General features: G+C 68.9%; 22 protein-coding genes. 16 read left to right on the forward strand and 6 right to left on the reverse strand.

Annotated elements, in window-relative coordinates:
* Positions 1-10: 10 nt before the first annotated feature.
* The gene (locus OH802_RS09985) at positions 11-1,087 is read left to right on the forward strand and encodes a mannose-1-phosphate guanylyltransferase (protein ID WP_406027453.1); all 1,077 of its coding nucleotides are present in this window, start codon (positions 11-13) and stop codon (positions 1,085-1,087) included.
* 75 nt (positions 1,088-1,162) lie between these two features.
* On the opposite strand, the gene OH802_RS09990 is transcribed toward OH802_RS09985, so the two are convergent.
* The 3 genes from OH802_RS09990 to cofD are packed head-to-tail and all read right to left on the reverse strand — an operon-like array spanning position 1,163 to position 3,986.
* Positions 1,163-1,945, reverse strand: a complete 783-nt coding sequence (locus OH802_RS09990) for a DUF3105 domain-containing protein (RefSeq protein ID WP_406027455.1) — start codon at positions 1,943-1,945, stop codon at positions 1,163-1,165.
* Positions 1,946-1,986: 41 nt separating this feature from the next.
* Entirely contained in the window at positions 1,987-2,952 is a 966-nt protein-coding gene (locus OH802_RS09995) for a coenzyme F420-0:L-glutamate ligase (protein WP_406027457.1), read from the reverse strand.
* A 20-nt stretch (positions 2,953-2,972) separates the two neighbouring features.
* Complete coding sequence (gene cofD, locus OH802_RS10000) at positions 2,973-3,986, reverse strand: 2-phospho-L-lactate transferase (RefSeq protein ID WP_406027459.1); 1,014 nt, start codon at positions 3,984-3,986, stop codon at positions 2,973-2,975.
* Between the two features lie 353 nt (positions 3,987-4,339).
* Here cofD and OH802_RS10005 point away from each other — a divergent pair, with 353 nt between their 5' ends.
* From OH802_RS10005 to OH802_RS10015, 3 genes are all read left to right on the forward strand, one after another.
* Positions 4,340-4,594, forward strand: coding sequence for a WhiB family transcriptional regulator (locus OH802_RS10005; RefSeq protein ID WP_008361238.1), 255 nt, complete (start codon positions 4,340-4,342; stop codon positions 4,592-4,594).
* Between the two features lie 248 nt (positions 4,595-4,842).
* The gene (locus OH802_RS10010; protein ID WP_406027462.1) at positions 4,843-7,749 is read left to right on the forward strand and encodes a glycosyltransferase; all 2,907 of its coding nucleotides are present in this window, start codon (positions 4,843-4,845) and stop codon (positions 7,747-7,749) included.
* Positions 7,746-9,578, forward strand: coding sequence for a DUF5719 family protein (locus OH802_RS10015; protein ID WP_406027464.1), 1,833 nt, complete (start codon positions 7,746-7,748; stop codon positions 9,576-9,578). Before OH802_RS10010 ends, OH802_RS10015 begins: the two co-directional genes overlap by 4 nt.
* A 418-nt stretch (positions 9,579-9,996) precedes the next feature.
* On the opposite strand, the gene OH802_RS10020 is transcribed toward OH802_RS10015, so the two are convergent.
* A complete protein-coding gene (locus OH802_RS10020; RefSeq protein ID WP_406027466.1) occupies positions 9,997-10,368 on the reverse strand; it encodes a metallopeptidase family protein in 372 nt (123 codons plus the stop codon).
* A 43-nt stretch (positions 10,369-10,411) separates the two neighbouring features.
* On the opposite strand from OH802_RS10020, the gene OH802_RS10025 reads away from it, so the two are divergent.
* The 8 genes from OH802_RS10025 to OH802_RS10060 all read left to right on the forward strand — a co-directional run bounded on the left by OH802_RS10025 (position 10,412) and on the right by OH802_RS10060 (position 17,512).
* The gene (locus OH802_RS10025; RefSeq protein WP_091052677.1) at positions 10,412-10,864 is read left to right on the forward strand and encodes a DUF3499 domain-containing protein; all 453 of its coding nucleotides are present in this window, start codon (positions 10,412-10,414) and stop codon (positions 10,862-10,864) included.
* A 19-nt stretch (positions 10,865-10,883) separates the two neighbouring features.
* A complete protein-coding gene (locus OH802_RS10030; RefSeq protein ID WP_406027468.1) occupies positions 10,884-12,272 on the forward strand; it encodes a phosphomannomutase/phosphoglucomutase in 1,389 nt (462 codons plus the stop codon).
* Between the two features lie 17 nt (positions 12,273-12,289).
* Entirely contained in the window at positions 12,290-12,481 is a 192-nt protein-coding gene (locus OH802_RS10035) for a Trm112 family protein (protein ID WP_406029270.1), read from the forward strand.
* Between the two features lie 7 nt (positions 12,482-12,488).
* Entirely contained in the window at positions 12,489-13,520 is a 1,032-nt protein-coding gene (locus OH802_RS10040) for an SIS domain-containing protein (protein ID WP_355017886.1), read from the forward strand.
* Between the two features lie 176 nt (positions 13,521-13,696).
* Positions 13,697-14,509, forward strand: coding sequence for a substrate-binding periplasmic protein (locus tag OH802_RS10045; protein WP_406027470.1), 813 nt, complete (start codon positions 13,697-13,699; stop codon positions 14,507-14,509).
* Between the two features lie 264 nt (positions 14,510-14,773).
* Positions 14,774-15,586 carry a substrate-binding periplasmic protein gene (locus OH802_RS10050; RefSeq protein WP_406027472.1) on the forward strand — a complete coding sequence of 271 codons (813 nt, stop codon included), beginning with the start codon at positions 14,774-14,776 and terminating at the stop codon, positions 15,584-15,586.
* A gap of 120 nt (positions 15,587-15,706) precedes the next feature.
* Entirely contained in the window at positions 15,707-16,525 is an 819-nt protein-coding gene (locus OH802_RS10055) for a substrate-binding periplasmic protein (protein ID WP_406027474.1), read from the forward strand.
* A 27-nt stretch (positions 16,526-16,552) separates the two neighbouring features.
* On the forward strand, positions 16,553-17,512 hold the full coding sequence (locus tag OH802_RS10060) for a DUF808 domain-containing protein (RefSeq protein ID WP_378820482.1): 960 nt from the start codon (positions 16,553-16,555) through the stop codon (positions 17,510-17,512).
* An 11-nt stretch (positions 17,513-17,523) separates the two neighbouring features.
* Here the strand turns inward: OH802_RS10060 and OH802_RS10065 are convergent, their stop codons facing one another.
* Positions 17,524-18,849, reverse strand: a complete 1,326-nt coding sequence (locus tag OH802_RS10065) for a flavin-containing monooxygenase (RefSeq protein ID WP_406027476.1) — start codon at positions 18,847-18,849, stop codon at positions 17,524-17,526.
* Entirely contained in the window at positions 18,846-20,015 is a 1,170-nt protein-coding gene (locus OH802_RS10070) for a serine hydrolase domain-containing protein (RefSeq protein ID WP_406027478.1), read from the reverse strand. The genes OH802_RS10065 and OH802_RS10070 overlap by 4 nt, the downstream gene beginning before the upstream one ends.
* Positions 20,016-20,185: 170 nt before the next feature.
* Here OH802_RS10070 and ahcY point away from each other — a divergent pair, with 170 nt between their 5' ends.
* The 4 genes from ahcY to OH802_RS10090 all read left to right on the forward strand — a co-directional run bounded on the left by ahcY (position 20,186) and on the right by OH802_RS10090 (position 25,885).
* The gene (ahcY, locus tag OH802_RS10075) at positions 20,186-21,631 is read left to right on the forward strand and encodes an adenosylhomocysteinase (RefSeq protein WP_406027480.1); all 1,446 of its coding nucleotides are present in this window, start codon (positions 20,186-20,188) and stop codon (positions 21,629-21,631) included.
* Between the two features lie 218 nt (positions 21,632-21,849).
* The gene (gene mtrA / locus OH802_RS10080) at positions 21,850-22,557 is read left to right on the forward strand and encodes an MtrAB system response regulator MtrA (protein WP_160027305.1); all 708 of its coding nucleotides are present in this window, start codon (positions 21,850-21,852) and stop codon (positions 22,555-22,557) included.
* Entirely contained in the window at positions 22,554-24,170 is a 1,617-nt protein-coding gene (gene mtrB, locus OH802_RS10085) for an MtrAB system histidine kinase MtrB (protein WP_406027483.1), read from the forward strand. The genes mtrA and mtrB overlap by 4 nt, the downstream gene beginning before the upstream one ends.
* Positions 24,167-25,885, forward strand: coding sequence for an LpqB family beta-propeller domain-containing protein (locus tag OH802_RS10090; RefSeq protein ID WP_406027485.1), 1,719 nt, complete (start codon positions 24,167-24,169; stop codon positions 25,883-25,885). The genes mtrB and OH802_RS10090 overlap by 4 nt, the downstream gene beginning before the upstream one ends.
* Positions 25,886-25,907: the final 22 nt, after the last annotated feature.

Genomic DNA, 25,907 nt, shown 5'->3' on the forward strand with positions numbered 1-25,907 from the left:
GGTGTGCCGCATGACCTTCTGGGCAGTGATCCCCGCTGGTGGTGCCGGCACGCGGCTGTGGCCGCTCTCACGGTCCTCGGAGCCGAAGTTCCTGCGCGACCTCACCGGCCACGGACGTACCCTCCTGCAGGAGACCTACGACCGCCTCGAGCCCGTCTCCGACGGCATCATGGTGGTGACCGGCGCGGTCCACGAGCGGGCTGTGTGCGAGCAGCTGCCCGAGGTGCCGCACGACGCCATCCTGGCCGAGCCGAGCGGGCGCGACTCGATGGCCGCGATCGGCCTGGCCGCGGCCTTCCTGGAGCGGCGCGACCCGGAGGCCGTGATGGGCTCCTTCGCGGCTGACCACGTGATCCGCAACGTCGACAACTTCCACGAGACCGTACGCAGCGCCGCGGCGATCGCCGCGGACGGCTGGCTGGTGACGATCGGGATCTCGCCGACCTTCGCCTCGACCGCGTTCGGCTACATCGCCGAGGGCAAGCCGTTGGACGGCCACCCGGGGGCGTACCTGGTCGACGAGTTCGTCGAGAAGCCGTCGGCCGAGGTCGCGGCCGGCTATCTCGCGACCGGCCGCCACCGCTGGAACGCCGGGATGTTCGTCGTCCGTCCCACCGTCCTACTCGAACTGCTCGCGGAGTCGGACCCCGGCTTCACCGACCGGCTGCGGGCCATCGCCGCCGAGCCGTCGCGGCTCGAGGAGCTGTGGGAGACGCTGCCGAAGATCGCGGTCGACCACGCGGTCGCCGAGCCCGCTGCCGCCGCCGGCAAGGTCGCCACGGTGCCCGCCGACCTCGGCTGGGACGACATCGGCGACTTCGACTCGCTCGCGACGCTGCTCCAGGCCGCCGCCACCGCCTCGCCCGAGGGCCCCACGATCCTCGGCGACGCCTCGCTCGTCCACGCCCTCGACTCCACCGGCCTGGTCGTGCCCCACTCGGGCCGCATGGTCGCCCTCATCGGCCTCGAGGACATCGTCGTCGTCGACACCAACGACGCCGTCCTGGTCACCACTCGTACGCATGCCCAGCAGGTCAAGAAGATCGTCGCCGCCCTCAAGGACTCCGACCGCACCGACCTCACCTGAGCTGGTTCGCTCGAAACGAGAGACGGCCGCCTCCCCGAAGGGAGACGGCCGTTTCGTACGTCCTGAGGGCCAGAATCACATGGCCTGGGCCTCAGGGCTGTTGGTGTAGGGGTACTTCTCCATGAAGTCCTTGATCGCCTCGCCGGAGACACCCTCGCAGTACTGGAAGACGCCCTTCTGGGTGGACGCCTCGGTCGGGTTGGCGGCGTCGGCGTACCAGTGCGTCATCGCGATGTGGGTGCCCGAGGGGAACTCGGTCTTCTTGTCGCCGGCGACCGCCGTCTCCTTGGCGTCGGCAGCGGTCCACGGAGCCGCGATGAACTTGTAGCGGAAGTTCGAGGTGCCGGCGAACTTGTCACCGACCGCCCGGAGCACGTTCAGCTCGTCCTCGGAGACGGTCTCGTCGTACCACACGATCGTGTAACCGTGCTCGAGGTTGTGCACCAGCGCCTCGAGGTCAGGGCGGTCGTCCGCGGTGTAGAACTTGCGCGACATGTCGGCCGGCGCGACGTTGGCCTCGTTCCAGTGCGGACCGAAGGCCGGGGGAGCAGTCGTGTAGGTCTGCTCGGTGCCGGTGGCGATGTGGTTCTGGTTGCCGTCGGCCGCCATCTCCGTCACCTTCTGGCAGCCGGCGGCCTTGGTGCTCTTGCCGATGTCCTGGAGCGCGACGTCGTTGAACTCGCGGTCCTTGAAGTAGCCGGTGATCGGGCCCCACGCGGCGGCACCCACGATCACAAGGGCGATGGCGATGCAGACACCGACGATTGCCGCACCACGGACGCGCTCTGCGCGGCCCTGCTTCTTGCGGATGTCGTTGATGACCGCCTTGCGGTCTTTGCTGAGCGACTTGTTGGCCACGGTTCGGCGTACCTCGGGTCTTTTGTCGGGACGCGCAGATTCTAGGTGGTCAGTGGTAGCAGAAGGGAAGTTGCCCCGTGATTGTTCTCCTCGCGCTCGCATCGCCAGCCGTGGGCGAACGCCAGCGCGGCGATCACCGCTGGCTCGGCTCCGGCCACCCGAAGCCCGTACCCGTGCGGGACCGGGGCGGTCCCGGTCACCTCCGTGACGGCCGCGGAGAGCTCCTCGACGCTCGCCGGCGCACCGAACGGAGCCTGGTCCTCGGCGGCACCCTTCAGAGCGCGTACGACGGCCTCCCTGGCCCCGAAGCCGAAGAAGTCCGACCCCTCGGGGCGGATGAGCGCGCTCGCTCCCGGTCCGTCGTCACCGGGCTCGCGGACGAGGTCCGCCCGGCCGCGCAGGACCGCGAACGGACGCGCGCCCAGCTTGCCCTGAGAGATCTCGGCCGCCGAGGCGATCTCGTCGACGACGGCGGGGGCGGTGACGACGAGATCGTTGCCGTAGGCGTCGACCTGGCCGGCGAAGCTCTCCAGCACCTCGAGGCCGGCGGCGCCGATGGCGATGTCGGTCTGCCCGTCGCGCCAGGCGCGTCCGGCGGTGTCGGTGATGATCACCCCGACGTTCGCGCCGGTGCGGTCGCGGAATGTGGCGCGCAGGGCACGCGCGGAGGCGTCGGGGTCCAGGGGGAGCAGCACGATGTAACCGGCCTCGACGTTGGAGGCGTCGATCCCGGCGGCAGCCATCGTCAGCCCGAGGCGGCTGCGCACGATCTGGGTCGGCCCGCGTCGGGCCACCACCCGAGTCGTCTCCCCGGGGAGCGCGTCGTCCCGGTTGCCCTCCCGCACCTGACCCTCGGCCTTGGAGACGACCTTCGAGGTGACCACGACGATGTCGCCGTCGACCAGAGGGGACTCCAGGGCGTCGAGGAGCAGGGCGGCGAGGTCGTCGCCCTTACGCACCTCGGGTACGCCGTCGGGGGCGGTGACGGTGATGCCCAGTCCGCTCATCGGCCCGCTCGTGGACCGCGTCATCGGGTGACCAGCTCAACCGCGGCGGCGGCGATGTCGGCGGTCGCGTCCTCGGAGGACATCCACAGCGGTACGGCGGCAGCCTTCAGCCCCGACTCGGTGAGCGAGGGGACCGCGGCGGCGTCGGCGGTGTCGACGAGCCAGCCGTCGAGGACCCCGCCCGAGCCGCGCGTCCCATGATGCAGACCGACTCCGGCGGCGGTCGCGTCGACGCCGATGGCGGCGAGCATCTGCTCGGCCATGCCGCGTACGTGATGACCGCTGATGATCGGCGAGATCCCCACCACGGGGGCCGAGGTGGCGACCAGGCCCTCCCGGATCCCGGGTACGCCGAGGATGGTCCCGATCGAGACGACCGGGTTGGACGGGGGCACGATCACCAGGTCGGACTTCAGCAGCGCGTCCATCACCCCGGGTCCCGGCTTCGACTCGTCCTGCCCCACGAAGATCAGCTTCTCGACGGGAACGCCGGCCCGGAGGCGTACCCAGTATTCCTGGAAGTGAACGACCGAGAGTCCACTGGGTGAATTCTCGTCCTTGATCGCCACATGGGTCTCTACGCGGTCGTCGGTCATCGGCAGCAGCTGCACGCGGTCGCCCCATACAGGCTTCAGCCAGCGTTCGCACAACGCGGCGGTGACCTGCGACAACGGAAAGCCGGCCTCGAGCATCTGGGTGCGTACGAGATGCGTGGCGATATCGCGGTCGCCGAGCCCGAACCAGGTGCCGGGGACGTCGTAGGCCTCGAGCTCCTCCTTGATCGACCACGTCTCGGCCTTGCGGCCCCAGCCGCGCTCATGGTCGAATCCGTTGCCGAGGGTGTACATCACCGTGTCGAGGTCGGGGCAGACCTTGACGCCGTGCATCCACAGATCGTCGGCGGTATTGGCGATCACGGTGACCCGGGCATCTTCCTCAATGCCCGGGACACGGCCGGCAGAGATGCCGTGGAGGAGCCCGGAGATGAACTTCGAACCACCATGGCCGCCGGAGAGAACGGTGATGTCACGCATGGCCCTAGCCTCTCAGACGGGGGCCAGCAACCCTGCTCCAGCCGGTGCGGAAAGCCTGTGTTAAAGCGGCCCTAGCAGATTTGAGGGTTGACTTGTGGCACCGACAGGCATGTAATTTCATCAGTGTGATTCGAAATTGAAACGGGGACCGATAGCGGTGGCGACAGCGCTTGAAAATCTCGGGAAGATTTCGGCAGGGAACTGCATCAAAGTCATGGCCTAGGCCGTAACAAGAGGCAGTACCCGCAAAAAACGGGGGGATCGGTTACCTGCCGATGGCGTGAGGTGACTGGCCCAAGATGGGGTCACGGTCCCAAAAACAAGCTGAATAGGGTCGAAAGGTCGGAAAGACGATGAGAGAGCTGTTTCTCCTCGAGCCGGACACCGACGAAGGGGGCTGGCAGGAGCGCGCCCTGTGCGCGCAGACGGATCCGGAGGCGTTCTTCCCTGAAAAGGGTGGATCGACTCGGGAGGCCAAGAAGGTCTGCCAGACCTGCGAGGTGCGCCAGGACTGCCTTGAGTCTGCTCTGGGCAACGACGAGCGCTTCGGAATCTGGGGTGGACTCTCCGAGCGAGAGCGCCGCAAGCTGAAGAAGCGCGCAGTTTGAGCCTGTGACCTCGCGACGAAGGAGCGAGGTCACAACGCGAAAGGATCGAGCGAGCGCAACGCCTGAGCTTGCGAAGGCGTGAAGCGGGTCGAGATCTACGAAGGCCGCAACCAAGCACGAGCCAGCAAGGCCCGGACCTCACGGTCCGGGCCTGCTGATCTTTTCCGGACAAATACCTGCGGGGGCGTGGCCGATCGCTCGACAGGTCCATTCGGTCTATCACCAGATGGGCACTAGGGTTGCCGATCGTGCATGCGTCGGTCGCCCTCGTCCTCGTCTCTCATAACGGCGCCGGCTGGCTTCCGACCGTCATCGACGGGATCAGGAACCAGCAGGCTCCGGTGAGCTTTGCCGTCACGATCGACACCGGCTCGACCGACAGGTCGGTCGAGATCCTGGAGGAGACCTTCGCCCAGGTGGTCAAGCTCCCGGCGTCGACGACGTTCGCGGACGCGGCCAACGAGGCGCTCGCCATCCTCCACCAGGCGGCGCAGCCGCCGGAGTGGATCTGGTTCCTCCATGACGACTCCACCCCCGACCCGCACGCGCTCTCGACCCTGCTCAACGCCGCCGCCGAATACCCGGAGGCCGACATCCTCGGCCCCAAGATCCGGGAGTGGCCCTCGCTGCGCCGGATGCTCGAGCTCGGTGTCTCGATCTCGGTCACCGGAGCCCGGGAGACCGGCCTGGAGCGGGGCGAGTACGACCAGGGCCAGCACGACGAGGTACGCCGCGTCCTGGCCGTCAACACCGCCGGCATGCTGATCCGCCGCGAGGTCCTCGAATACCTGGGCGGCTTCGACAAGCACCTCCCGGTGCTCGGCACCGACATGGACCTCGGCTGGCGGGCCGCCAACGCCGGCTTCACGACCATCGCCGTCCCGGATGCGGTCGTCTTCCACGTTGAGGCGGCCCACCGCGGCGTACGCAAGACGCAGCTGACCGGTCGCCGGATCCATTACCAGGAGCGACGGGCCGCGCTCTACACCCTGCTGGTCAACAGTCGGCCGGGGACGCTGGCGCTGTGGATGGTCAGGTTCTTCTTCCAGACCCTGTGGCGGATGCTCGGCTTCATCCTGGTGCGCGATCCCGGGACCGCGCTCGACGACCTGGCCGCGCTGGGCTGGATCTACGGCCACACCGGCCAGATCATGCTCGCCAAGCGGCGTCGCCGGAAGCAGGCGCACGCCGACAAGGACGTGGTCAAGGCGCTGCTGCCCCCGCCGTGGCTGCCCTACCGCCACGGCCTCGACTTCGTCTCCGACGTCGCCACCGCGGTCACCCTGCAGGCCTCCGACATCGCCGAGCGGCGCCAGATGGCGCAGGCCGAGGCCGACCCGGCCTCCTTCGCCGCCAAGCGGCAGGCCGACCGGGCCCAGCTGGAGGAGGACGAGATCCCCGCCGAGACCGGATGGCTGGTGCGCCTGTTCACCAACCCGGTCGCGGTGCTCCTGGTCGTCGTCGGCATCCTCGGCGTCATCGGGGCACGTGCCGCGCTCGGCGGCGTGGCCGGCAGTGGCCTCGGGCCGACACCCCAGAACGTGGGCGACTGGTGGCAGCTGCAGTTCGAGTCGTGGCACGCGATCTCGCAGGGCACCGGCGTGCCCGCGCCGCCGCACGTCTTCCCGCTCGCAGTGCTCGCCACGTTCCTCGGCGGCAACCCGAGCCTGGCGGTCACCGCCGTCATGCTGCTCAGCTTCCCGATCGCGCTCGGCGGTGCGTGGCGGCTGCTGCGGGTCGCGGGCCGGCTGATCAGCCACCTCGGCGCCCCGCGCTGGCTGCTGCTGTGGGGCGCGACGGCGTACGCCCTGGTTCCCTATGTCAGCGGTGCCTTCGGTGACGGCCGGATCGGTGCGGTCGTGGTCGGCGCGCTGCTGCCGTGGCTCGCCCACGCCGCGCTCGGGTTCAGCGACCCCGTGGCCGACCGCCGCTGGCGTGCCGGGTGGCGGACCGGCCTGCTGCTGACTGTCATCACCGCCTTCGCGCCGATGGCCTTCCTGGTCGCGGCAGTCTTCGCGGCGGTCATCTTCATCGTCGCCCGCCGGCTGATGCCCGCCGTGCTCAGCGACCGCGACCAGTGGGGTCCGCCCACCGCGGCCATCGCGACGCCGGTCGGGCTGCTGCTTCCGTGGTGGCTGCCGGCGCTCTTCTCCGGCGGCTGGGCCGCCCTGCTGCTCGACCCGGGCCGGCTACCGGCCCCGGCCGCCGGCGGGTTCGACCTGCTCGTGGGCCGCCTGACCGGCCTCGACGGTGCCGATCTCGGCGCCCCGTGGTGGCTGGGCCTGGCGCTGCCGCTGCTCGCCGTGCTCGCGCTGATCCCGAGCCGCACCCGGATCCCGGTCATGGTCTGCTGGATCGGCGCGGTCGCGACGGCGGCCGTCACGATGCTGCTGTCCTGGATCCCGATCCCGCTCGACGCCGGCATCGCCCGGGTCGGCTGGGGCTTCCCGCTGGTCGCCATCCAGGGCTTCGCGGTGGTCGCGGCGGTGCTGGGTGCCCAGGGCGCCATCCTCGACGGCCTCAGCGGGCTGCGGAAGGTCATGGTCGGCGCGGCCGCTGCGGTCGCGGCGGTCGGCGTCGTCGGCAGCCTCGGCTGGTTCGTCTACGCCGGCACCGGCGACCTCACCGACAACACCCGGGCCCTCGGCCACACCGGGGTGCCCTCCTACATGCTCGACCCGACCTCGACCACCCTCGGCCCGGAGGACGGCGTCCTCGTGCTCCGCGGTTCGGTCGACGACGGCATCCGCTACGCCGTCCTGCGCAACGACGGGATCACCCTCGGTGAGGACGAGATCGCGCAGGTCGCCGGTGGCTCCGAGGAGCTCACCGGAGTCGTACGCCGCCTGGCCGCCGACCCCGACGACGCGGTGATCGGTGATCTGGCCGCCCAGGGCGTGGCCTACATCGTGATGCCCGGGCCGGCCGACTCCTCGGTCGCCGAGGGGATCGACGCCTCCGGGTCGGTGACCCAGGCGAGCACCGTCGAGCGCTCGACGCGTGCCTGGCTGCTCGACTCCGAGCCGAGCGACCCGGGCGTGACCAAGTCACAGTCCATCATCCGTACGATCCTGTTGGTCCTGGCCGGGATCGGGCTGTTCGTGGTCCTGGTCCTGTGCCTGCCGACGCTGATCCAGAGGAGGGAGTCGGCATGAGTCACTCACGAGACCCCTACGACCGCTCGCAGGAGCCGCAGACCGACGACGTCTACGGCCAGGAGCCGTGGATGCTGGACCCGTTCGCCGACCCATACACGGGGCAGACGGCCCAGACGCCGCCGGAGGGCTACACCCCGGAGCAGCTCTACGCCCAGGAGCCGTACGTGCCTGGCCCGGAGACGGGACAGATGCTCGCCCAGACTGGCTACCCGCCGCCGTACGAAGGCGATTATCAGACCGGCGACCATCGGACCGGCGAGTTCCAGGGTGGCTTCGAGCCGGAGTTCGAGGCCTGGCCGACCGCCGACGAGATGCGGGCGGAGGAGCCGGAGGCCGAGGAGGAGCGGGCCAAGGGCGGACGAATGGCCGCTGCCGCCGCGGCAGCGGCTGCTGCGCGACCCCGGCTGCGCCGCGTACGCAGGCAGCGCGGCCGCCGCCTCGACAACACCGTGCTGGTGGCGCTGGGTCTGGTCGGCGCGATGGCCGTCGCACTGCTGCTCAACCGGCCCCACCAGTGGGAGCAGCCGAAGCTGGCCGCCGACAGCAGCGCGCCGACGGCGGCCACCGTGGTCTGCCCAGGTAAGCCGAAGTCCGGCGCCGACCAGGTCGCCGTCACCAACGCTGCCGAGGGATCCGGCAAGGTCACGCTGAGCGGCCCGGGCGCGGGCGACGGCGCGGAGACCACCGTGGGGTCCGGCAAGGTCACCAGCGCGTCGGTCAAGCCCGGCTCGGTCGTGGTCAAGGCCGGCAAGGAGGTCGCGCCCGGGCTGGTCGCCGGACGTTCGACGACCAAGCCGCTCGCGGCGACGGGCTGCCTGCCTCCGCAGGCGGAGGCCTGGTTCCCGGGCGTCGGTGCGGGCGCCACCCACAACTCGATCCTCGAGCTCACCAACCCCAACAGCGGTGCGGCCACGGTCGACATCTCGCTCTACGACGAGAAGGGCGTGGTGGCGGTCCCCGAGGACCTCCGCGGCGTCGCGATCCCCGGCAACACCACCCGCACCTTCGACCTGCTGCACGTGATCCCGCGCAAGGGCGAGCTCTCCCTGAAGACCACGGTCGTACGCGGCCAGGCCGGGGTGATGGTCCGCGACCGTGCGATCGCGCTCGAGACGGAGAAGGGCACCGAGGACTACTTCCCGGGTCAGTCGACGCCGGCCGAGACCAACCTGCTGGTCGGCTATCCCAACAAGTCCGCGAGCCGCACGCTCACCGTCACCAACCCGGGCGATGCCCAGGTGAGCGCCGAGCTGCGCCTGCTCACCCCGAAGAACGTACTCACCCCGGAGGGCGCTCCGGAGATCAGCGTGCCGCCCAACGGGCAGGCGCAGGTCGACCTGACCAAGCTGCTCGGCAAGGACAGCGCCGGTGACGCGTACGGCGTCGAGATCGTCGCCACCGGCCCGGTCGCCACCGCGATGCGCTCGGTCGACGGCGGCGACGTCGCGATCACCACGGCCACCGAGACGATCTCGGAGCCGACCGCGGTGGTCGTCCCGGCCGGCGGTGGCGTCGGCAAGAAGCGGGTCCTGATCTCCGGCCCGGTCGCCAAGACCGGGACCAGCGGCACCGTCAAGGTGGTCCCGATGACCGCGAAGGGCAAGGCGCTCAAGGCCAAGTCCGTCGAGGTCGGCCCGGGGCTGGGTGCCGAGGTCGAGGTGCCCGCGGAGGCAGCGCTGATCCAGCTCGTGCCTGCGGGCGTGGAGATCAACGCGGCCGTGGTGATGAGTGGCGACGGCGACGCTGTCGTTCCGTTCCGCCCGCTGCGCTCGGAGGTACGCACCGCCGGGGTTGCTCCTGGGCTTCCCTTGCCGTTGGAACCCTGAGCATCGCGCTTCGGTTTCCGTGTTTTGTGGTTGGGGTTTGCCGCCGACCCGTTCTTGAAGGGTGTTCTCGGGTCGGCAGCAGGGGTTTGGTGCGGAGATTTGGGTTGGGCGGGGGATTGGGAGCTCGGGCGGTCGGGTCGACCAGTGGAAAGAATTTTCTTTCCGCCCGGGGACCAGCTCGGCAGACGGGTCGGGGAGGCGAACGAACTTTCGTTCGCCTCAGAGATGGCTAGACCGGGGTGGGGTTGGCGGATGGAAGAAATTTTTCTTCCACGCGGAGACCCCATGTCTGGCGTAGGCGTGGAACGGTCACCTTCCGTGGGTGAGTGTGCCGTGGCTACGAACGGGTCGGCGGCCCAAGACCAGCCCCAAAATCTCGGTACCCAAGAGCACCGACGAAAGACGACTCACCCAAGCCTCAGGGCTGATAGCGCGGATCGACATCCTCGGCGGCGATCCCGAGCAGATCAGCGATCTGCTCCACCACGACCATCAGAACCATCGCCTCGACCTCGGACCGGGTGTGGCAGCGGTGCTCGATCGGCCGCCGGTAGATCACCAGCCGAGCGGGTTTCGCGCCCGAGCCACGCTCGAGCGACCCGAGCGGGATGTGGTCCTCGACGGTCCACTCCTTGGGGATGTCCGGAGACTCCTCGACGGCGTACTCGATCAGGCCCAGCCGTGACTGCCAGCGACCGTCGATCTCGGTGACGATGGCGAGCGCGATGTCGTCGAAGCGCTCCCGGCGGGTGCGCAGGACCGGCACCTTCGGGTCGGTCGGGACGGCCATCGGGCCGCGCCTCCCACGGCCGTGCCGATCCCTGTGCCTGGTCATGTACGCGAGCCTAACTGCGCGGCTGGCCTCAGGGGAGTACGGTTCACCCGTGACTGCTCGTCGTTGTTCGCGTACCGCCTGCCAGCGTCAAGCCGTCTGCACGCTCACCTATGTGTACGCCGACCAGACGGCCGTTCTCGGCCCGCTGGCGACCTATGCCGAGCCGCATGCCTATGACCTGTGCGAGGAGCATGCCGAGCGGCTCTCCGCGCCCAGGGGCTGGGAGGTCGTCAGGCTGGCCCGTGAGCCCGTCGACCCGCAGCCCAAGGGCGATGACCTGCTGGCTCTGGCCGATGCCGTCCGTGAGGCCGCGAGGCCGCCGGCTCCGTCCCCGCGAGGACCCGTCGGGGCCCCCGGGCAGGACGACGCCGACGAGCCGGGGGCGAACGACGGCCAGCCCCGCCCCGGCGGCACCCGCCGCGGGCACCTCCGCGTGCTGACGTCGGAGTAGGACGACTAGAGTTCCGGACATGCCGGAGAGAGTCGACCCCGACATCGCCAACGCCGTCTTCAAGGCGTACGACGTCCGTGGCACCGTCCCTGACCAGATCGACGAGAACCTCGCCCGACTCGCCGGGCGGGCCTTCGTGCACGTCGTCGGCGCCCGAGGTGGCGAGATCGTCGTCGGCCACGACATGCGCCCCAGCTCCCCGGCACTCTCGGGAGCCTTCGCCGACGGTGCGACTGAGGCGGGCGCCGACGTGACGATGATCGGGCTGGCCTCGACCGACGAGCTCTACTTCGCCTCCGGTCACCTCGGCCTGCCCGGCGCGATGTTCACCGCAAGCCACAACCCGGCGCAGTACAACGGCATCAAGCTGTGCCGGGCCAACGCGGTCCCGGTCGGCGCCGAGACCGGGCTCGATGAGATCCGCGACCTGGTCATCTCCGGTGCGGCTCCGATCGCCGCGGTCTCCGGCGACATCAGCGAGAACGATGTGCTGGAGGCGTACGCCGCGCACCTGCTCGGTCTGGCCCCGGTCAAGGGTCGCCGGCTCACCATCGTCGCCGACGCCGGCAACGGCATGGCCGGCCACACCGCACCCGCGGTCTTCGGCCGCCTGGGCGCCGAGGCCGTCGAGCTGATCCCGATGTACTTCGAGCTCGACGGCACCTTCCCCAACCACGAGGCCAACCCGCTCGACTCGACGACGCTGGTCGATCTGCAGGCCAAGGTGCGCGAGACCGGCGCCGACGCCGGCCTGGCCTTCGACGGCGACGCCGACCGCTGCTTCCTGGTCGACGAGAAGGGCGAGGTGGTCAGCCCGAGCGCGATCACCGCGCTGATCGCCGAGCGTGCTCTGGCCCAGGAGCCGGGCGCGACGATCATCCACAACCTGATCACCTCCCGCGCGGTGCCGGAGATCGTGAGCGAGCTCGGCGGCACCCCGGTACGCACACGCGTCGGCCACTCCTACATCAAGGCCGTGATGGCCGAGTCCGAGGCGGCCTTCGGCGGGGAGCACAGCGGCCACTTCTACTTCCGCGACTTCTGGCGCGCCGACTCCGGCATGCTCGCCGCGCTGCACGTCCTCGGTGCCCTCGCCGAGACCGACAAGCCGCTGAGCGAGCTGCTGGCTGCCTACGCCCGCTACCCGATGAGCGGCGAGATCAACTCCACCGTCCCCGACCAGGCCGCCACCGTGGCCGAGATCGAGAAGGCGTACGCCGGGCGCGACGGTGTCACCGTCGACAAGCTCGACGGCCTGACCCTCTCCCACGCCGACTGGTCGTTCAACGTACGCGCCTCCAACACCGAGCCGCTGCTGCGGCTCAACGCGGAGGGCAAGGACACACTCACCATGGAGCGCGTGCGCGACGAGGCGCTCGCGATCATCCGAAAGGACAACGCAACATGACTGGCGCAACGACCCCCCTGGGCCTGAGCGAGAAGCTGCTCGAGATCATCGTCTGCCCGCAGTGCCACGGGGACCTCCTTCCCGTCGAGGCGGACAGCGAGCTGGTCTGCCAGGGGGAGTGCGGCCTGGCCTACCCCGTGCGCGACGGCATCCCGGTCCTGCTGATCGATGAGGCCCGGCCGACCAAGGCCCCGCAGAGCGAGCAGTGATCCGGCGATGACCTGGTTCGACGAGTCCAGGCTGGACGACGAGCGAGCGCTGGCCGGTATCGACCTGCTGCTGCGTTCGCTGGCCGAGTCCGGAGCCCGGGTCCGCCGGGAGGCTGCGGGTGCCGCAGAGCCCCTGCAGGAGGCCGTACGCCGCGCCGCAGAGACCGGCCGACCCCGCGCCGTCGTCGCGGCGGGTCCCGACTCGCGCCTGCTGCGCGCCGTCCTCGAGCCGTTCTGCCCGGTGCCGTTCGTCGCCTGGCCGGCCCCGGGCCTGCCGGGCTGGGCCGGAAGCCTCGACCTCGTGGTCGTGCTGGCCCCGACCGGCTCCGACCCGGGTGAGGCCTCGGCCGCCGCCGAGGCCGTCCGTCGTGGCGCCCAGCTGGTCGTGGCCGCTCCGGAGAAGTCGCTGGTCGCCCAGCACGCCGAGGGACGCGACAGCACCCTGCTCCCGGTCGAGGGCGGCGACACGCTCGCGATGGCGATCCTGATGCTCACCTACCTCAACTCGGTCGGTCTCGGCCCGGAGGCCGACGCGGACAAGGTGGCCGACGCGCTGGACGACGTCGCCACCGCCTGCTCGCCGCATCGCGACATCTCGGTCAACCCGGGCAAGATCCTGGCGATCTCGCTGGCCGACTCGCTCCCGGTCGTGTGGGGTGGCTCCGTCCTGGCCGCCCGCGCGGCCCGTCGTGTCGCCGAGAACCTGCGCCGGGCGAGCGGCCGCGGTGCCATCGCCGGTGACGCCGACGACCTGCTCCCGGTCCTCGAGGCGGCGCGGCCGCGCAACGTCTTCGACGACCCCTTCGCCGAGGAGGAGGCGTCCGTACGTCCGGTCCTGGTCATCCTCGATGACGGCGCGACCGATCCGATCATGGTCGAGCAGCGACGCCTGCTCACCGAGGCCGCGGACACGCGCGGCGTACGGGTGGAGGTCGTCGAGGCGAACGCGACCACAGAGGTCGCCCGCTACGCGTCCCTGCTGCTCCAGGGCACATACTCCGCGGAGTATCTTCGTTTGGGTCTGGTTAACGACGGTTAATTCCGAATGACGGACAGAACCGTGTGATCTGGCTCATATCGCACGGTCAGGGTCGTCGGCGCCATCTCGCTATGAGTTGAAGACCCTGGACGTCAGGGAGTGGCCGGCTGTTGGATTTGGCAACAATTCAGCCACATCGAAGGCTGGCCCCCTCCCTGGAACAGGATCCCCCTCCCATGAGCCAGACCAAGTTCGTCGTCGTCGGTGCCCTTGCCCTCCTGGGCGCGATCGTCTTCAGTGGACGACTCTCCGACCCCGCCCCGCCCGCGACCGACGAGGCGAGTGCCGCGGCCGGCGGCACCCTCCGGATCGGCGTCGACAGCGCGGAGCCGGCGTACTACAAGGTCGACGGCGTCACCAAGGGCTTCGACTACCAGATGGCGCGCAGCGTCGCCGAGGGCATGGGTGCGGAGCCGGAGTTCGTGGAGATGGAGTTCAACGAGCTCTTCCCGGCCCTCGAGGCGGGCAAGATCGACATGATCGGCGCCCAGGTCACCAAGACCGAGGCGGCGGAGCGGAAGTACGACTTCAGCGCTCCGTACTTCGTGACGTACGTGTCCTTCCTCGCCCCGAAGGGCTCGACCATCAAGAGCCGCGACGACATCGACGGCAAGAAGGTCGCCGTCGTCGAGGGTACCGTCCAGGAGCGCTACCTCGAAGAGCAGTACGAGGACGTCACCGTCATCAAGACTCCGAACGCGGACGCCGCGGTCAGGTCGATGGGGCGGGGTGAAGCGGACGCGTTCTTCTACGGCGCTCCCTACTCCCGGTCGGTCATCAAGGGCGCGCCGATCCCGCTGACCGAGCCGATCGTCTACCAGGCCGAGGACGCCCCGATCGGGTTCGTGGTTCGGGAGGGTGATCAGCGCAAGGAGCAGATCGACGAGGTCATCGAGGACATGGTCCTCGACGGCGAGTGGGTGAAGATCAAGACGGACTACTTCGAGGCGGTCCCGCTCTCCGAGGTCTTCAGGGAAAAGGGCGCCTGAGGCGCGGGTGTCTGTGTTTGGTTCAGTTCACCTGAGCCAGCGTCTCGAAGGTGAACGATGCGCGTGATCTGTGTCACGCGGTGCGGTGAAGGTTGGGTCACGGATCGTGACAGATCGTGACGACGATGGACGAAAACCTGGACGCGGGGGAGCAGACAGGTGTTTGATGCAACATCGTCCGGCCACTCTTGGCCAGCACGTCTCGGATTCTCGGCGCCGACGTGACGGGCATGCCCCACCATCCCGAAAACACAGGACTTCCGCATGAATCACATCAAGTTTGTCGTCGCCGGCGCCCTGGCCCTCCTAGGGGTCCTGGTCATCGGCGGCTACTTCGCCGATCCAGCCCCCAAAGCGACCGACGAGAAGAGTGCCGCCGCAGGAGGCACGCTGCGGATCGGTGTCGACGGCACCGAGCCGGCCTTCTACAAGGTCGACGGCGTGACCAAAGGATTCGACTACGAGATGGCGCTCGGCGTCGCCGAGGGTCTGGGCGCCAAGCCGGAGTTCGTGGTGATGGACTTCAGTGACCTCTTCACCGCGCTCGAGGCCGGCGAGATCGACATGATCGGCGCCCAGGTCACCGAGACCGCGGAGCGGAAGCAGGACTTCGACTTCACCGCGCCCTACTTCGTCACCTACCTGTCCTTCCTCACCCCGGAGAACTCGCCCATCAAGAAGCGCGAGGACATCAACGGCAAGAACATCGCGGTCGTCGAGGGCACCATCCACGAGCGCTACCTCGACGAGCAGTACGAGAACGTCAACGTCATCAAGGCCAAGGACGAGGACTCCGCGGTCAAGGCGATCGAGACCGGCGAGGCCGACGCGTTCTTCTACGACGCGCCCTACACCGCGCCGATCATCAGCCGGGCGCCGATCGCCCTGAAGGAGGCGATCGTCTACCCGGCGGACGATGCTCCGATCGGGTTCGTCATGCAGAAGGGTGACGAGCGCAAGGCGACGATCGACGGGGTCCTCGAGGAGATGATCCTCGATGGGAAGTGGTTGAAGATCAAGAAGGAGTACTTCAAGGAGTACCCGCTCTCGGAGGTCTTCAAGGACAAGGGCGCCTGAGCCTGACGCGGCTCGCCCCACTTTGGGGCGCCTGAAGTCCAGTAGCCTACGATGCCCGCTGGCCTGGCTCAGCCAGGTCACAGTGTCTCGGCGCACCCCTCCCCCCAACCAGGACGTCGTATGAAATCCCTGAAGTTCATCCTTGCGGGCGCGGTCACCCTTCTGGTGATCCTGATCGTGGTCTCCAACACGGTTGAGACGACCGGCCCCTCCTCCGCCAGGCGCAGCAGCGCCGCCGATGACGGCCAGCTCAAGATCGGCGTGCTCGACAGCGCGCCGGTCTACTACACCGAAGGTTCCACCGCGAAGGGATTCGACTACGAGGTTGCCCTCGGTGTCACCGAGTCGCTCGGCATCAAGCCGTCGTTCATCCCGATGGACTTCGCCGACCTGTTCACCGCGCTCGACGAAGGCGAGATCGACATGATCGCCTCGCAGGTGAGCGTGACCGAGGAGCGCGAGAAGGCCTACGACTTCTCACACCCCTACTTCGTCACCTACCTGTCCTTCACGACCCCGAAGAACTCCCCGATCAAGAAGCTCAAGGACGTCAACGGCACCAGGGTCGCCATCGTGGACGGCACCGCGCAGGAGAGCATCCTCAAGGCACGCTTCCCCAAGGCCGAGATCGTGAAGCGGAAGAACGAGGCGGCCGCGCTCGAGGCGGTCGCCGCGGGCAAGGCGGACTCGTTCTTCTACGACGCGCCCTTCACCGAGGGGCTGATCAAGAGCGCCCCGATCCCGATGGAGGAGCGGATCGTGTTTCCGTCCGACAAGGCCCCCATCGCCTTCGTCTTCCGCAAGGGCGACGGACTCAGGGACCAGGCAGACGACGCGATCGACGAGATGATCGTCAACGGGGACTGGCTGCGGATCAAGACCGACTACTTCAGGGAGTACCCGCTCTCGGAGCGGTTCCGGGAGCAGGGCGTCGAGTAGGAAGTTCTACCCGCTAAAGTTCCGGTCATGAGCGCCGGACTCTTCGCACTCCTCGACGACGTAGCCGCCATCGCCAAGCTGGCGGCTGCGTCCGTCGATGACGTCGGCGCTGCCGCTGGCAAGGCCTCGGCCAAGGCCGCCGGTGTCGTCATCGACGACACCGCGGTGACGCCGCAGTACGTCCACGGCATCGCCGCCGAGCGCGAGGTGCCGATCATCAAGAAGATCGCGCTCGGCTCGCTGCGCAACAAGCTGCTGATCATCCTGCCGGTGGCGCTGATCCTGGCGCAGTGGGCGCCCTGGGCGATCACCCCGATCCTGATGCTCGGTGGCGCCTTCCTCGCCTACGAGGGCGTCGAGAAGGTCCTGGAATGGGTCCGGCCGCACGAGGAGGCCCACGAGACGCCGGTCGCCCTGGAAGGGCCCGAGGCCGAGAAGACGATGATCGCGGGTGCCGTACGCACCGACCTGATCCTCTCCACCGAGATCATGGTGATCGCGCTCAACGAGGTCATCGACCAGGGTTTCTGGATGCGGCTCGGCGCCCTGGTGGCGGTCGCCTTCCTGATCACGATCGTGGTCTACGGCGTGGTCGCCCTGATCGTGAAGATGGACGACGCCGGCCTGTCGCTCTCCCAGCGCCCCGGCGCCTTCGCCCAGCGGCTCGGCCTGGGCATGGTCTCGGCGATGCCGAAGGTGCTCACCGTGATCTCGATCGTCGGCACCATCGCGATGCTCTGGGTCGGTGGCCACCTGATCCTGGTCGGTGTCCACGACGTCAACGGCCTTGCCGCCGGCCACCCCGGCTGGGCGTGGCCCTACGACACCGTGCACCACCTCGAGGAGGAGGTCCACCACGCCCTCGGTGCCGTCGGCGCGGCCGCCGCCTGGCTGGTCAACACCTTCTTCTCCGCCCTCGTCGGGCTCATCGTCGGCGCGATCGTGGTCGGCGTACTCCACCTGCTGCCGTTCAAGAAGAAGCACTGACGCACCTGCGCCTACCCGGCCCCGGCCGCTCGCGCCTCCCCGGCCTCGATCTCGGCCATCAGGTCGATGACGTAGCGGGCGAAGTCGATCTGGATGGTGTGGCGTGGGGCGGCGTAGTACTGCTCCAGGTGAGCCTCCTCGTCGGCCTTCAGGATGCGCTCCTGATCCTCGACAGATGGAAGCGCATAGCTCCCGGTGAGCAGGCGGGCCAGGAGCTTGGACTGCTGCTCGGCGAGGTTGACGATGGTGGGGGAGGACTGGGCGAGCCCCATGAAGTAGAGGTGGTCGGCGCCCGGCTTGATCATCCGCTTGAACAGTGGATAGCGGTGGTCGGCGTCGGGATGCAGCGAGACCTCGGCGGGGTCGAAGAACGGGAACGACATGTCGTAGCCGGTTGCCGCGATCACCACGTCCGCCTCGACCGACGAGCCGTCGACGAGATGCACCGTCGATCCCTCGAACCGAGCGATCTCGGGAAGCATGTGGATGTCGCCCGAGCCGGCTTTGGTCAGGAAGTCGGCGCTGACCGACGGATGCGCGGACAGCGGCTCGTGGTCGGGCTCCGGGAGCCCGTACGTCGACATCGACCCGACCAGCCCGCGGATCAGCTCGCGGGAGGCCGCCAACGCCTGTTCCTTGGGGATGTCGGGCGGCGCCATCACCTTGTCGGCAGGCTGCCCGTTGCGATACTTCGGCAGCACCCACACGCCCCGTCGCGCAGAGACGTACAGCTTCGACGCCATCCAGGGCGAGGACAGCTCCGAGGCGATGTCCATCGCCGAGTTGCCCATCCCGACCACGATCACCCGCTTGCCGCGGATCTCGACGGGCTCGAACGGGGAGACGTAGGAATGGCTGTGGACGATCTCGCCGGCGAACTCGCCCTCCCATGCAGGCAGCCGCGGTGACCAGTGGTGGCCGTTGGCGACCACCAGATCGGTGTAGGAGCGGGTCTCCCCGGTCGACAGGGTGACCTCCCAGGAGCCGTCCTCGCGCTGCGTGGCTCGTTCGACCCCGGTGTTGAACGTGATCTGCTCCCGCAGCCGGAAGTGGTCGGTGTAGTCGCGGAAGTACTGGTGGATCAGGGTGTGGTGCGGGAAGTGCGGGAACGACTCCGGCGCGGGGAAGTCCTCGAACTCCAGCCGGCTGGTCGAGGTGTCGATGTGCAACGACTCGTAGACCGAGGAGAGCCCGTTGGGGTTGCGGAAGTACCAGTTCCCGCCGACGTCGTCGGAGAGCTCGAACTGGTCGTAGGCGACCCCGAACTCCTTGAGCCGTTTGGCCGTCGTGATCCCCGAGCAACCGGCGCCGATGATGCAGACCTCGACCTCGCTCATCGGGCCACCTCCATGCCGGCCGCCTCCACGCACTCGAAGGCGGTGCGCACGTAGGCGTCGGTGCGCTCCGAGGAGGTCATGTGCTGGGTCATCCGGTTCATCGCGTACGCCACCGTGACCCGCCGTTCCAGGTCGTTGACCACGATCGCGCCGCCGTAGCCGGTCCACCAGCAGACCCGTCCCTCGGGCACCGCCGGCGCAGCGACCGGCTGCGGCAGGCCGTAGCCGATTCCCCATCGCATCGGCGTCAGCAGCACCTGGTCGACACCGTCGGCCTGCACCTCGAAGATCCGCTCGATGGTGGCCGGTGACAGCAGACGTACGCCGTCGACCTCCCCGCCGTGCGAGGCGGCCGACTGGATCCGGGCGATCGAGCGGGCGTTGCCGTGACCGTTGATCCCCGCCAACGAGACCGTTCGCATCGGAGCCGTGTTGAACTCGGCCGGATCCAGCTTCGGGTTGACCAGGGTCGGGATCATCAGGTTGCCCTCGGGCAGCGCGGCGACGTCGATCCCTCCGGGCGGGGGAGCCTCGAGGTCGGCGCAGCGGCCGAGCTCGCTCTCCGGGACACCCAGGTGGAAGTCGGCCCCTAGCGGTCCCGCGACCAGCTCGGCGAACACCTCCGAGAGCGGCTTCCCGGTGGCGCCACGGACCAGGCCATCGACCAGATGCCCGTAGGAGACCATGTGGTACCCCGACCCCGAGCCCGGCTCGAACCAGGGTTCCTGTCGGGCGAGCATCTCGTTGGCGAGCGGCAGGTCCAGGAGCGCCTCGGTGGAGAGCCGCTCGGTCCATCCGGACATGCCGGAGGTGTGAGAGAGCAGGTGGCGGACGAGAACCCGCTCGTCGGCGAACGAGGGCCAGTAGTCCGCGACCGGAGCGTCCAGGTCCAGGTGGCCACGGTCGGCGAGCACGAGCGCGGTCAGAGAAGCCATCGTCTTGGTCACCGACCAGACCCGGACGATGGTGTCCTCCTGCCACGCCTCGCCCGGCCGGGCCTCACCACCCCACAGATCAGCCACGAGCTCGCCGTCACGGATCACCGCGACGGAGGCACCGAGGTCGGCTCCGGAAGAGAGGTTGCGCGCGAGCCGGTCGCGCAGGGGCTCGTACGCAGGGGCGCAGTCGCCCTGGACCGTGTGCGGGTCGGGTGTGGGTGCCGTCATGCCCGCCAATAATAGGAACTCGTTCTAGTTTTCGACAGGGTTACAGGCGAACTGTTGGCTGCGGATTACCGCTCCCGTCAACCAGCGCTTGTAGTCTGAGAGCAACCTGCGTGGGAGATCCCGCTGATGCGCAGATGCGCGACGCAGGCCCGCATTAACTTCGGTAAGGAATGACCATGGACTACAAGGTTGCCGACCTGAGCCTGGCCGAGTTCGGCCGCAAGGAGCTCTCCCTCGCCGAGCACGAGATGCCGGGCCTGATGGCCATGCGCGAGCGCTATGGCAAGGACCAGCCGCTCAAGGGCGCCCGCATCGCCGGCTCGCTGCACATGACGATCCAGACCGGCGTCCTGATCGAGACGCTGACCGCGCTCGGCGCCGACGTGCGCTGGGCCACCTGCAACATCTTCTCCACCCAGGACCACGCCGCCGCTGCCGTCGTCGTCGGCGACGGCACCGCCGAGGACCCGCAGGGCACCCCGGTCTTCGCCTGGAAGGGCGAGACCCTGGCGGAGTACTGGGACGAGGCCGAGAAGGTCTTCGACTTCACCGACGCCGACGGCAACAAGGTCGGCCCCAACATGCTCCTCGACGACGGTGGCGACATCACGCTGCTCGTCCACAAGGGTGTCGAGTTCGAGAAGGCCGGCGCCGTGCCGGGCCAGGACTCCACCGACAACGAGGAGTTCAAGGAGGTCCTCCGGGTCCTCGACCGCTCGCTGAAGAACGACCCGCAGCGCTGGACCAACATCGCCAACGGCATCAAGGGCGTCACCGAGGAGACCACCACCGGTGTCCTGCGCCTCTACGACCGGTTCAAGGAGGGCTCGCTCCTCTTCCCGGCGATCAACGTCAACGACTCGGTCACCAAGTCCAAGTTCGACAACAAGTACGGCTGCCGCCACTCGCTCATCGACGGCATCAACCGCGCCACCGACGTGATGATCGGCGGCAAGGTCGCGGTCGTGTGCGGCTACGGCGACGTCGGCAAGGGCTCCGCGGAGTCGCTGCGCGGCCAGGGCGCTCGCGTCATCGTCACCGAGATCGACCCGATCTGCGCGCTGCAGGCGGCGATGGACGGCTACGAGGTCCGCCGCCTGGAGTCGGTCGTCGAGACCGCCGACATCTTCATCACCACGACCGGCAACTTCGACATCATCCGGGTCGAGCACTTCGAGAAGATGAAGAACCAGGCCATCGTCGGCAACATCGGCCACTTCGACAACGAGATCGACATGGCCGGCCTCGCGAAGATCCCGGGCGTCGTCAAGGACGAGATCAAGCCGCAGGTCCACCAGTGGATCTTCCCCGATGGCAAGAAGATCATCGTGCTCTCCGAGGGCCGCCTGCTCAACCTGGGCAACGCCACCGGTCACCCGAGCTTCGTGATGTCGAACTCGTTCACCAACCAGACGCTGGCCCAGATCGAGCTCTTCACCAAGACCGACGAGTACCCGATCGGCGTCTACGTCCTGCCCAAGGCGCTCGACGAGGAGGTCGCCCGCCTCCACCTCGGCGCCCTCGGCGTCGAGCTCACCGAGCTCAACAAGGCTCAGGCCGACTACCTCGGCGTCCCGGTCGAGGGTCCCTACAAGTCGGACCACTACCGCTACTGATTCAAGCGACTCGGGCTCCGCGACGAAGGAGCGGAGGCCGAACGGAGACGAGGTTGAGCAAGCGTCGTCGCTGAGCTTGCGAAGCGACGTTCGCGCGTCGAAACTCACCGCCTGAGTCGGCGCATCCGTCCCACGAGGTTGGGGCAGATGCGCCGACTCGCGCGTTGTGGGGTGGCTCATGTGACGCGTCGCACGCACTGGGTGACAGAATCGGACACATGGCCGATCGCAGCGCTCCCGACCAACCCGCCAAGGGAAAGGTCCTCGTCGTCGATGATGATGCCTCGCTGAGCGAGATGCTTGCGATCGTGCTGAGACAAGAGGGGTTCGACTCACAGCTCGTCGCTCGTGGTGACATGGCGCTGCCGGCGTTCCACGACTACAAGCCCGACGTGGTGCTGCTCGACCTGATGCTTCCCGGGATGGACGGCATCGAGGTGTGCAAGCAGATCCGCAAGGAGTCGGGTGTGCCGATCGTCATGCTCACCGCGAAGGGCGACACGGTGGACGTGGTGGTCGGGCTCGAGTCGGGGGCCGACGACTACGTCGTCAAGCCGTTCAAGCCCAAGGAGCTGATCGCGAGGATCCGGGCGCGGGTCCGCAGGCACGGCGACGCCGTGCCCGAGGTGCTGGAGATCGGCGACCTCACCATCGACGTGGCCGGCCACCAGGTGACCCGTGGCGAAGAGCAGATCCAGCTCACGCCGCTGGAGTTCGACCTGCTGGAGTGCCTGGCCCGCAAGCCTCACCAGGTCTTCTCCCGCGAGGTGCTGCTGGAGCAGGTGTGGGGCTACCGTCACGCCGCCGACACCAGGCTGGTCAACGTGCACGTCCAGCGGCTGCGCTCCAAGGTCGAGCACGACCCGGAGAACCCCGAGATCGTCGTCACCGTCCGCGGCGTCGGCTACAAGGCAGGGCCCGTGTGACACTCCAGCAGGTCGTCCGCACAGCATCCCGGACGCCCAAGAAGCTCCTGACCACCTGGCGCCGGTCGATCCAGACCCGCGTCGTGGTCTACACCGTGCTCCTCACCGCGGCCGCCGTCAGCCTGGTCGGGCTGATCCTGCTCGAGCAGATCGGCGACGAGCTGGTCCAGGACCGGGTCGCCGCGGCGAAGGCGGAGGCCTCCGAGGAGCTCTCCGCGGCCCGCTCGAGCATCGCGGAGACCTCGGGCGCCAACGGCGGCACTCCGCTGCAGCGCAACGACCTGGGTGACCCGATCATCCAGCGCAGCGTCTCGCGCGGCTACGGCGTCGTCATGGCCGGTCCGGTGACCTCGACCTCCGGCCGGATCAGCGACGACGGTGTGGAGTGGACGCCCGGTGTGGACGTACGCAGCGTCCCTCGCACCCTCGAGGACCGTTTCCAGACGATCCGCGCCGAGCCGGCCTGGACCTACACCCGGATCTCCTACGACGACGGCGAGCGGTCCTCGACCCCCGGCATCGTGATCGGGTCGCAGCTGGAGCTGCACGACGACACGTACAACATCTACTTCCTCTTCCCGATGGACCAGGAGCAGGAGACGCTCGGCGTCATCACCCGCGGGCTGCTGGCCGCCGGCGCGATCCTGATCCTGTTGATCGGCGTCGGCAGCTGGATCGTGACCCGCCACGTCGTCACACCCATCCGGATCGCCCGCCGGACCGCCGAGCGGCTCGCCGCTGGCCGCCTCGAGGAGCGGATGGTCGTCCACGGCGAGGACGACCTCACCGGCCTGGCTCTCTCGTTCAACCAGATGGCCAGCGGGCTCCAGAACCAGATCCGGCAGCTCGAGCACCTCTCCCGCGTCCAGCGACGGTTCAGCTCCGACGTCTCCCACGAGCTGCGTACGCCGCTCACCACCGTCCGCATGGCCAGCGACGTCCTCTACGAGGCCAGGGACACCTTCGACGCCTCGACGGCCCGGGCGGCCGAGCTGCTGCAGACCGAGCTGGACCGGTTCGAGACGCTCCTGAGCGACCTGCTCGAGATCAGTCGCTTCGACGCCGGCGCGGCCGTGCTCGACCTCTATGACACCGACCTGACCGCTTTGGCCCACGCCGTCGTCGAGGCCTACACGCCGCTCGCCGACAAGCGCGACATCGAGCTGAAGGTCGTCGCTCCGAGCCATCCGTGCATCGCCCAGGTCGACCACCGCCGGGTCGAGCGGATCGTACGCAACCTGGTGGCCAACGCGACCGACCATGCTCTGGTGGGGCAGACCGTCACCATCCGGATCGACAGCGACGAGCACGCTGCCGCGCTGACCGTGCGCGACCACGGTGTCGGGCTGGCCCCGGGGGAGACCGCCCTGGTCTTCAACCGGTTCTGGCGTGCCGACCCCGCCCGGGACCGTTCCAGCGGCGGCACCGGCCTGGGCCTGTCGATCTCTCTCGAGGACGCCCATCTCCACGGAGGCTGGCTGCAGGCCTGGGGCCGCCCGGACCAGGGTGCACAGTTCCGGCTCACGCTTCCGCGCTATGCCGGCGCGGCGCTCAGGCACAGCCCGCTCCCGCTCGTCCCGGCGGACGCCCGCGACACCCTGGAGGCATCGTGAGACCCGTCTTCGCCGTCTTCCTGGCCGCGCTCGCGCTCCTGGTCTCAGCGTGCTCGGGCGTACCCGACGCCGGCCCCGTCCAGAGCGTCGACCTGGCCGCGCCGGACGCGCAGGAGGAGGTCATCCCCTACAACCCCGGCGCTCCGCGCGCGGGGGCGTCCCCGGGCGAGATCGTCGACGGGTTCATCGACGCCATGAAGGCGACCCCGATGAGCACGGCCTACGCCCGCCGCTACCTCACCAAGGACGCTGCGATGAACTGGGCGCCGGCCGGCCGCACCCTGGTCTACGGCGAGCTCGGCAGCCACGTCAGCTCCTCACCGCGGGTGTCGGTGGAGCTCGAGGACGCCGGCTGGCTCGACGAGCGGGGCGTGTGGCGTGGAAAGCTGGCCGCCTCGCAGGCGATCCTCGACTTCGAGCTGACCCGCGCCGAGGGCGAGTGGCGGATCAGCTCGGCGCCCAACGCCCTGGTGGTCGAGGAGGACTGGTTCCTGACCCACTTCGCCCGCAGCAACCTCTACTACGTCGAACCGACCGGGCACACCCTGGTACCGGAGCCGATCTTCGCCCCGAAGGGGACCTCCTACGCCACCACTCTCGTCTCCAGCCTGCTGAGCGGGCCGGGGGAGGAGGCGCAGGGCGTGATCCGCAGCGCGCTCCCGCCCGAGGCGGACGAGCCCCGCTCGGTGGACGTACGCGACGGGGTGGCCGAGGTCGACCTGGCCGGTGACCTGGACGAGCACAGCTCCGAGGACCTCCAGCTCATGGGTGCCCAGCTGGCCTGGACCCTGCGGCAGGACGCCAGCGTGGAACGCATCCGGCTCACGATCGACGGCGAGCCGGTGGTGCTGCCGGGCTACAGCGAGACGTTCAGCGTCGACAGCGGGGGTGGCTACGACCCCAACGGCAACACCGCCAGGGTCGACCTCTACGCGCTCCGTGGCGGAGCGCTGGTGACCAGCACCGGCGATAACGGCGACCCGTGGGTGCCGGTGCTCGGCGCCTGGGCGAAGTCCCACGGCGTCACCGATGTCGCCGTCGACGCCGACGGCTCGACCGCGGCCGCGATCACCGCCGACCGCACCGGCGTCGTCGTCGGCCAGCTGACCAGCGACGGTGAGCTCACCAGGGCTCCGGTGAAGGGCACCCGGCTGCTGAGGCCCTCCTGGGACCTCGCCGGCCGGCTGTGGCTTGTCGACAAGGACTCGACCGGCGCCCGGGTGATGTACGTCGACGGCGACCGCCGCGTCCGCGTCGCGGTGCCCGGCGTGACGGGGGAGAACGTGACCCGGTTCCTGGTCTCTCGCGACGGCACCCGGTTCGTGGCGGTGATCGACGGCGAGTCCTCGGACCGGATCGTGGTCAGCCGCCTGCAGGCCAGCTCGAAGGGCGAGATCACGACCGCGACGTCGGCCGTCCTGCTGCCGCACCCGGACTCCGCGACGATGCGGGTCACCGACATCGCCTGGACCTCGCCGACCACCATCGTCGCGGTCCAGCAGATCAGCTCGACCGCGCTCTTCCAGTCGGTCTCGCTCGACGGTGCCCCCAGCGGCGAGCGCTACACCCTCAGCGACCGGGTCACCGGCGTCGTCGGATCCCCGGTGGCCTCGGCCCGTCTCTATGCCGTCTCCAGCTGGACCCTCCTGGACCCCCTCGACCGGTTCGACCTGGAGTTGCCGTCCGACCTCTCCGACATCACCTATCAGGGCTGACTCTCCACAGCCTTATCCACAG

It is taken from the genome of Nocardioides sp. NBC_00850 (genome assembly GCF_045207335.1).
Lineage (GTDB): Bacteria > Actinomycetota > Actinomycetes > Propionibacteriales > Nocardioidaceae > Nocardioides.

What these genes read in the sequence shown, in the direction of transcription:
- OH802_RS10040 (WP_355017886.1), top strand. Translation starts at nt 12,489, where the DNA reads ATGACCTGGTTCGACGAGTCCAGGCTGGACGACGAGCGAGCGCTGGCC.
- OH802_RS10065 (WP_406027476.1), bottom strand. Translation starts at nt 18,849, where the DNA reads ATGAGCGAGGTCGAGGTCTGCATCATCGGCGCCGGTTGCTCGGGGATC.
- cofD (WP_406027459.1), bottom strand. Translation starts at nt 3,986, where the DNA reads ATGCGTGACATCACCGTTCTCTCCGGCGGCCATGGTGGTTCGAAGTTC.
- OH802_RS10060 (WP_378820482.1), top strand. Translation starts at nt 16,553, where the DNA reads ATGAGCGCCGGACTCTTCGCACTCCTCGACGACGTAGCCGCCATCGCC.
- OH802_RS10055 (WP_406027474.1), top strand. Translation starts at nt 15,707, where the DNA reads ATGAAATCCCTGAAGTTCATCCTTGCGGGCGCGGTCACCCTTCTGGTG.
- OH802_RS10050 (WP_406027472.1), top strand. Translation starts at nt 14,774, where the DNA reads ATGAATCACATCAAGTTTGTCGTCGCCGGCGCCCTGGCCCTCCTAGGG.
- OH802_RS10020 (WP_406027466.1), bottom strand. Translation starts at nt 10,368, where the DNA reads ATGGCCGTCCCGACCGACCCGAAGGTGCCGGTCCTGCGCACCCGCCGG.
- mtrA (WP_160027305.1), top strand. Translation starts at nt 21,850, where the DNA reads ATGGCCGATCGCAGCGCTCCCGACCAACCCGCCAAGGGAAAGGTCCTC.
- OH802_RS10025 (WP_091052677.1), top strand. Translation starts at nt 10,412, where the DNA reads ATGTACGCGAGCCTAACTGCGCGGCTGGCCTCAGGGGAGTACGGTTCA.
- OH802_RS10005 (WP_008361238.1), top strand. Translation starts at nt 4,340, where the DNA reads ATGAGAGAGCTGTTTCTCCTCGAGCCGGACACCGACGAAGGGGGCTGG.
- ahcY (WP_406027480.1), top strand. Translation starts at nt 20,186, where the DNA reads ATGACCATGGACTACAAGGTTGCCGACCTGAGCCTGGCCGAGTTCGGC.
- OH802_RS10015 (WP_406027464.1), top strand. Translation starts at nt 7,746, where the DNA reads ATGAGTCACTCACGAGACCCCTACGACCGCTCGCAGGAGCCGCAGACC.
- OH802_RS10045 (WP_406027470.1), top strand. Translation starts at nt 13,697, where the DNA reads ATGAGCCAGACCAAGTTCGTCGTCGTCGGTGCCCTTGCCCTCCTGGGC.
- OH802_RS10030 (WP_406027468.1), top strand. Translation starts at nt 10,884, where the DNA reads ATGCCGGAGAGAGTCGACCCCGACATCGCCAACGCCGTCTTCAAGGCG.
- OH802_RS09985 (WP_406027453.1), top strand. Translation starts at nt 11, where the DNA reads ATGACCTTCTGGGCAGTGATCCCCGCTGGTGGTGCCGGCACGCGGCTG.
- OH802_RS10070 (WP_406027478.1), bottom strand. Translation starts at nt 20,015, where the DNA reads ATGACGGCACCCACACCCGACCCGCACACGGTCCAGGGCGACTGCGCC.
- OH802_RS09995 (WP_406027457.1), bottom strand. Translation starts at nt 2,952, where the DNA reads ATGAGCGGACTGGGCATCACCGTCACCGCCCCCGACGGCGTACCCGAG.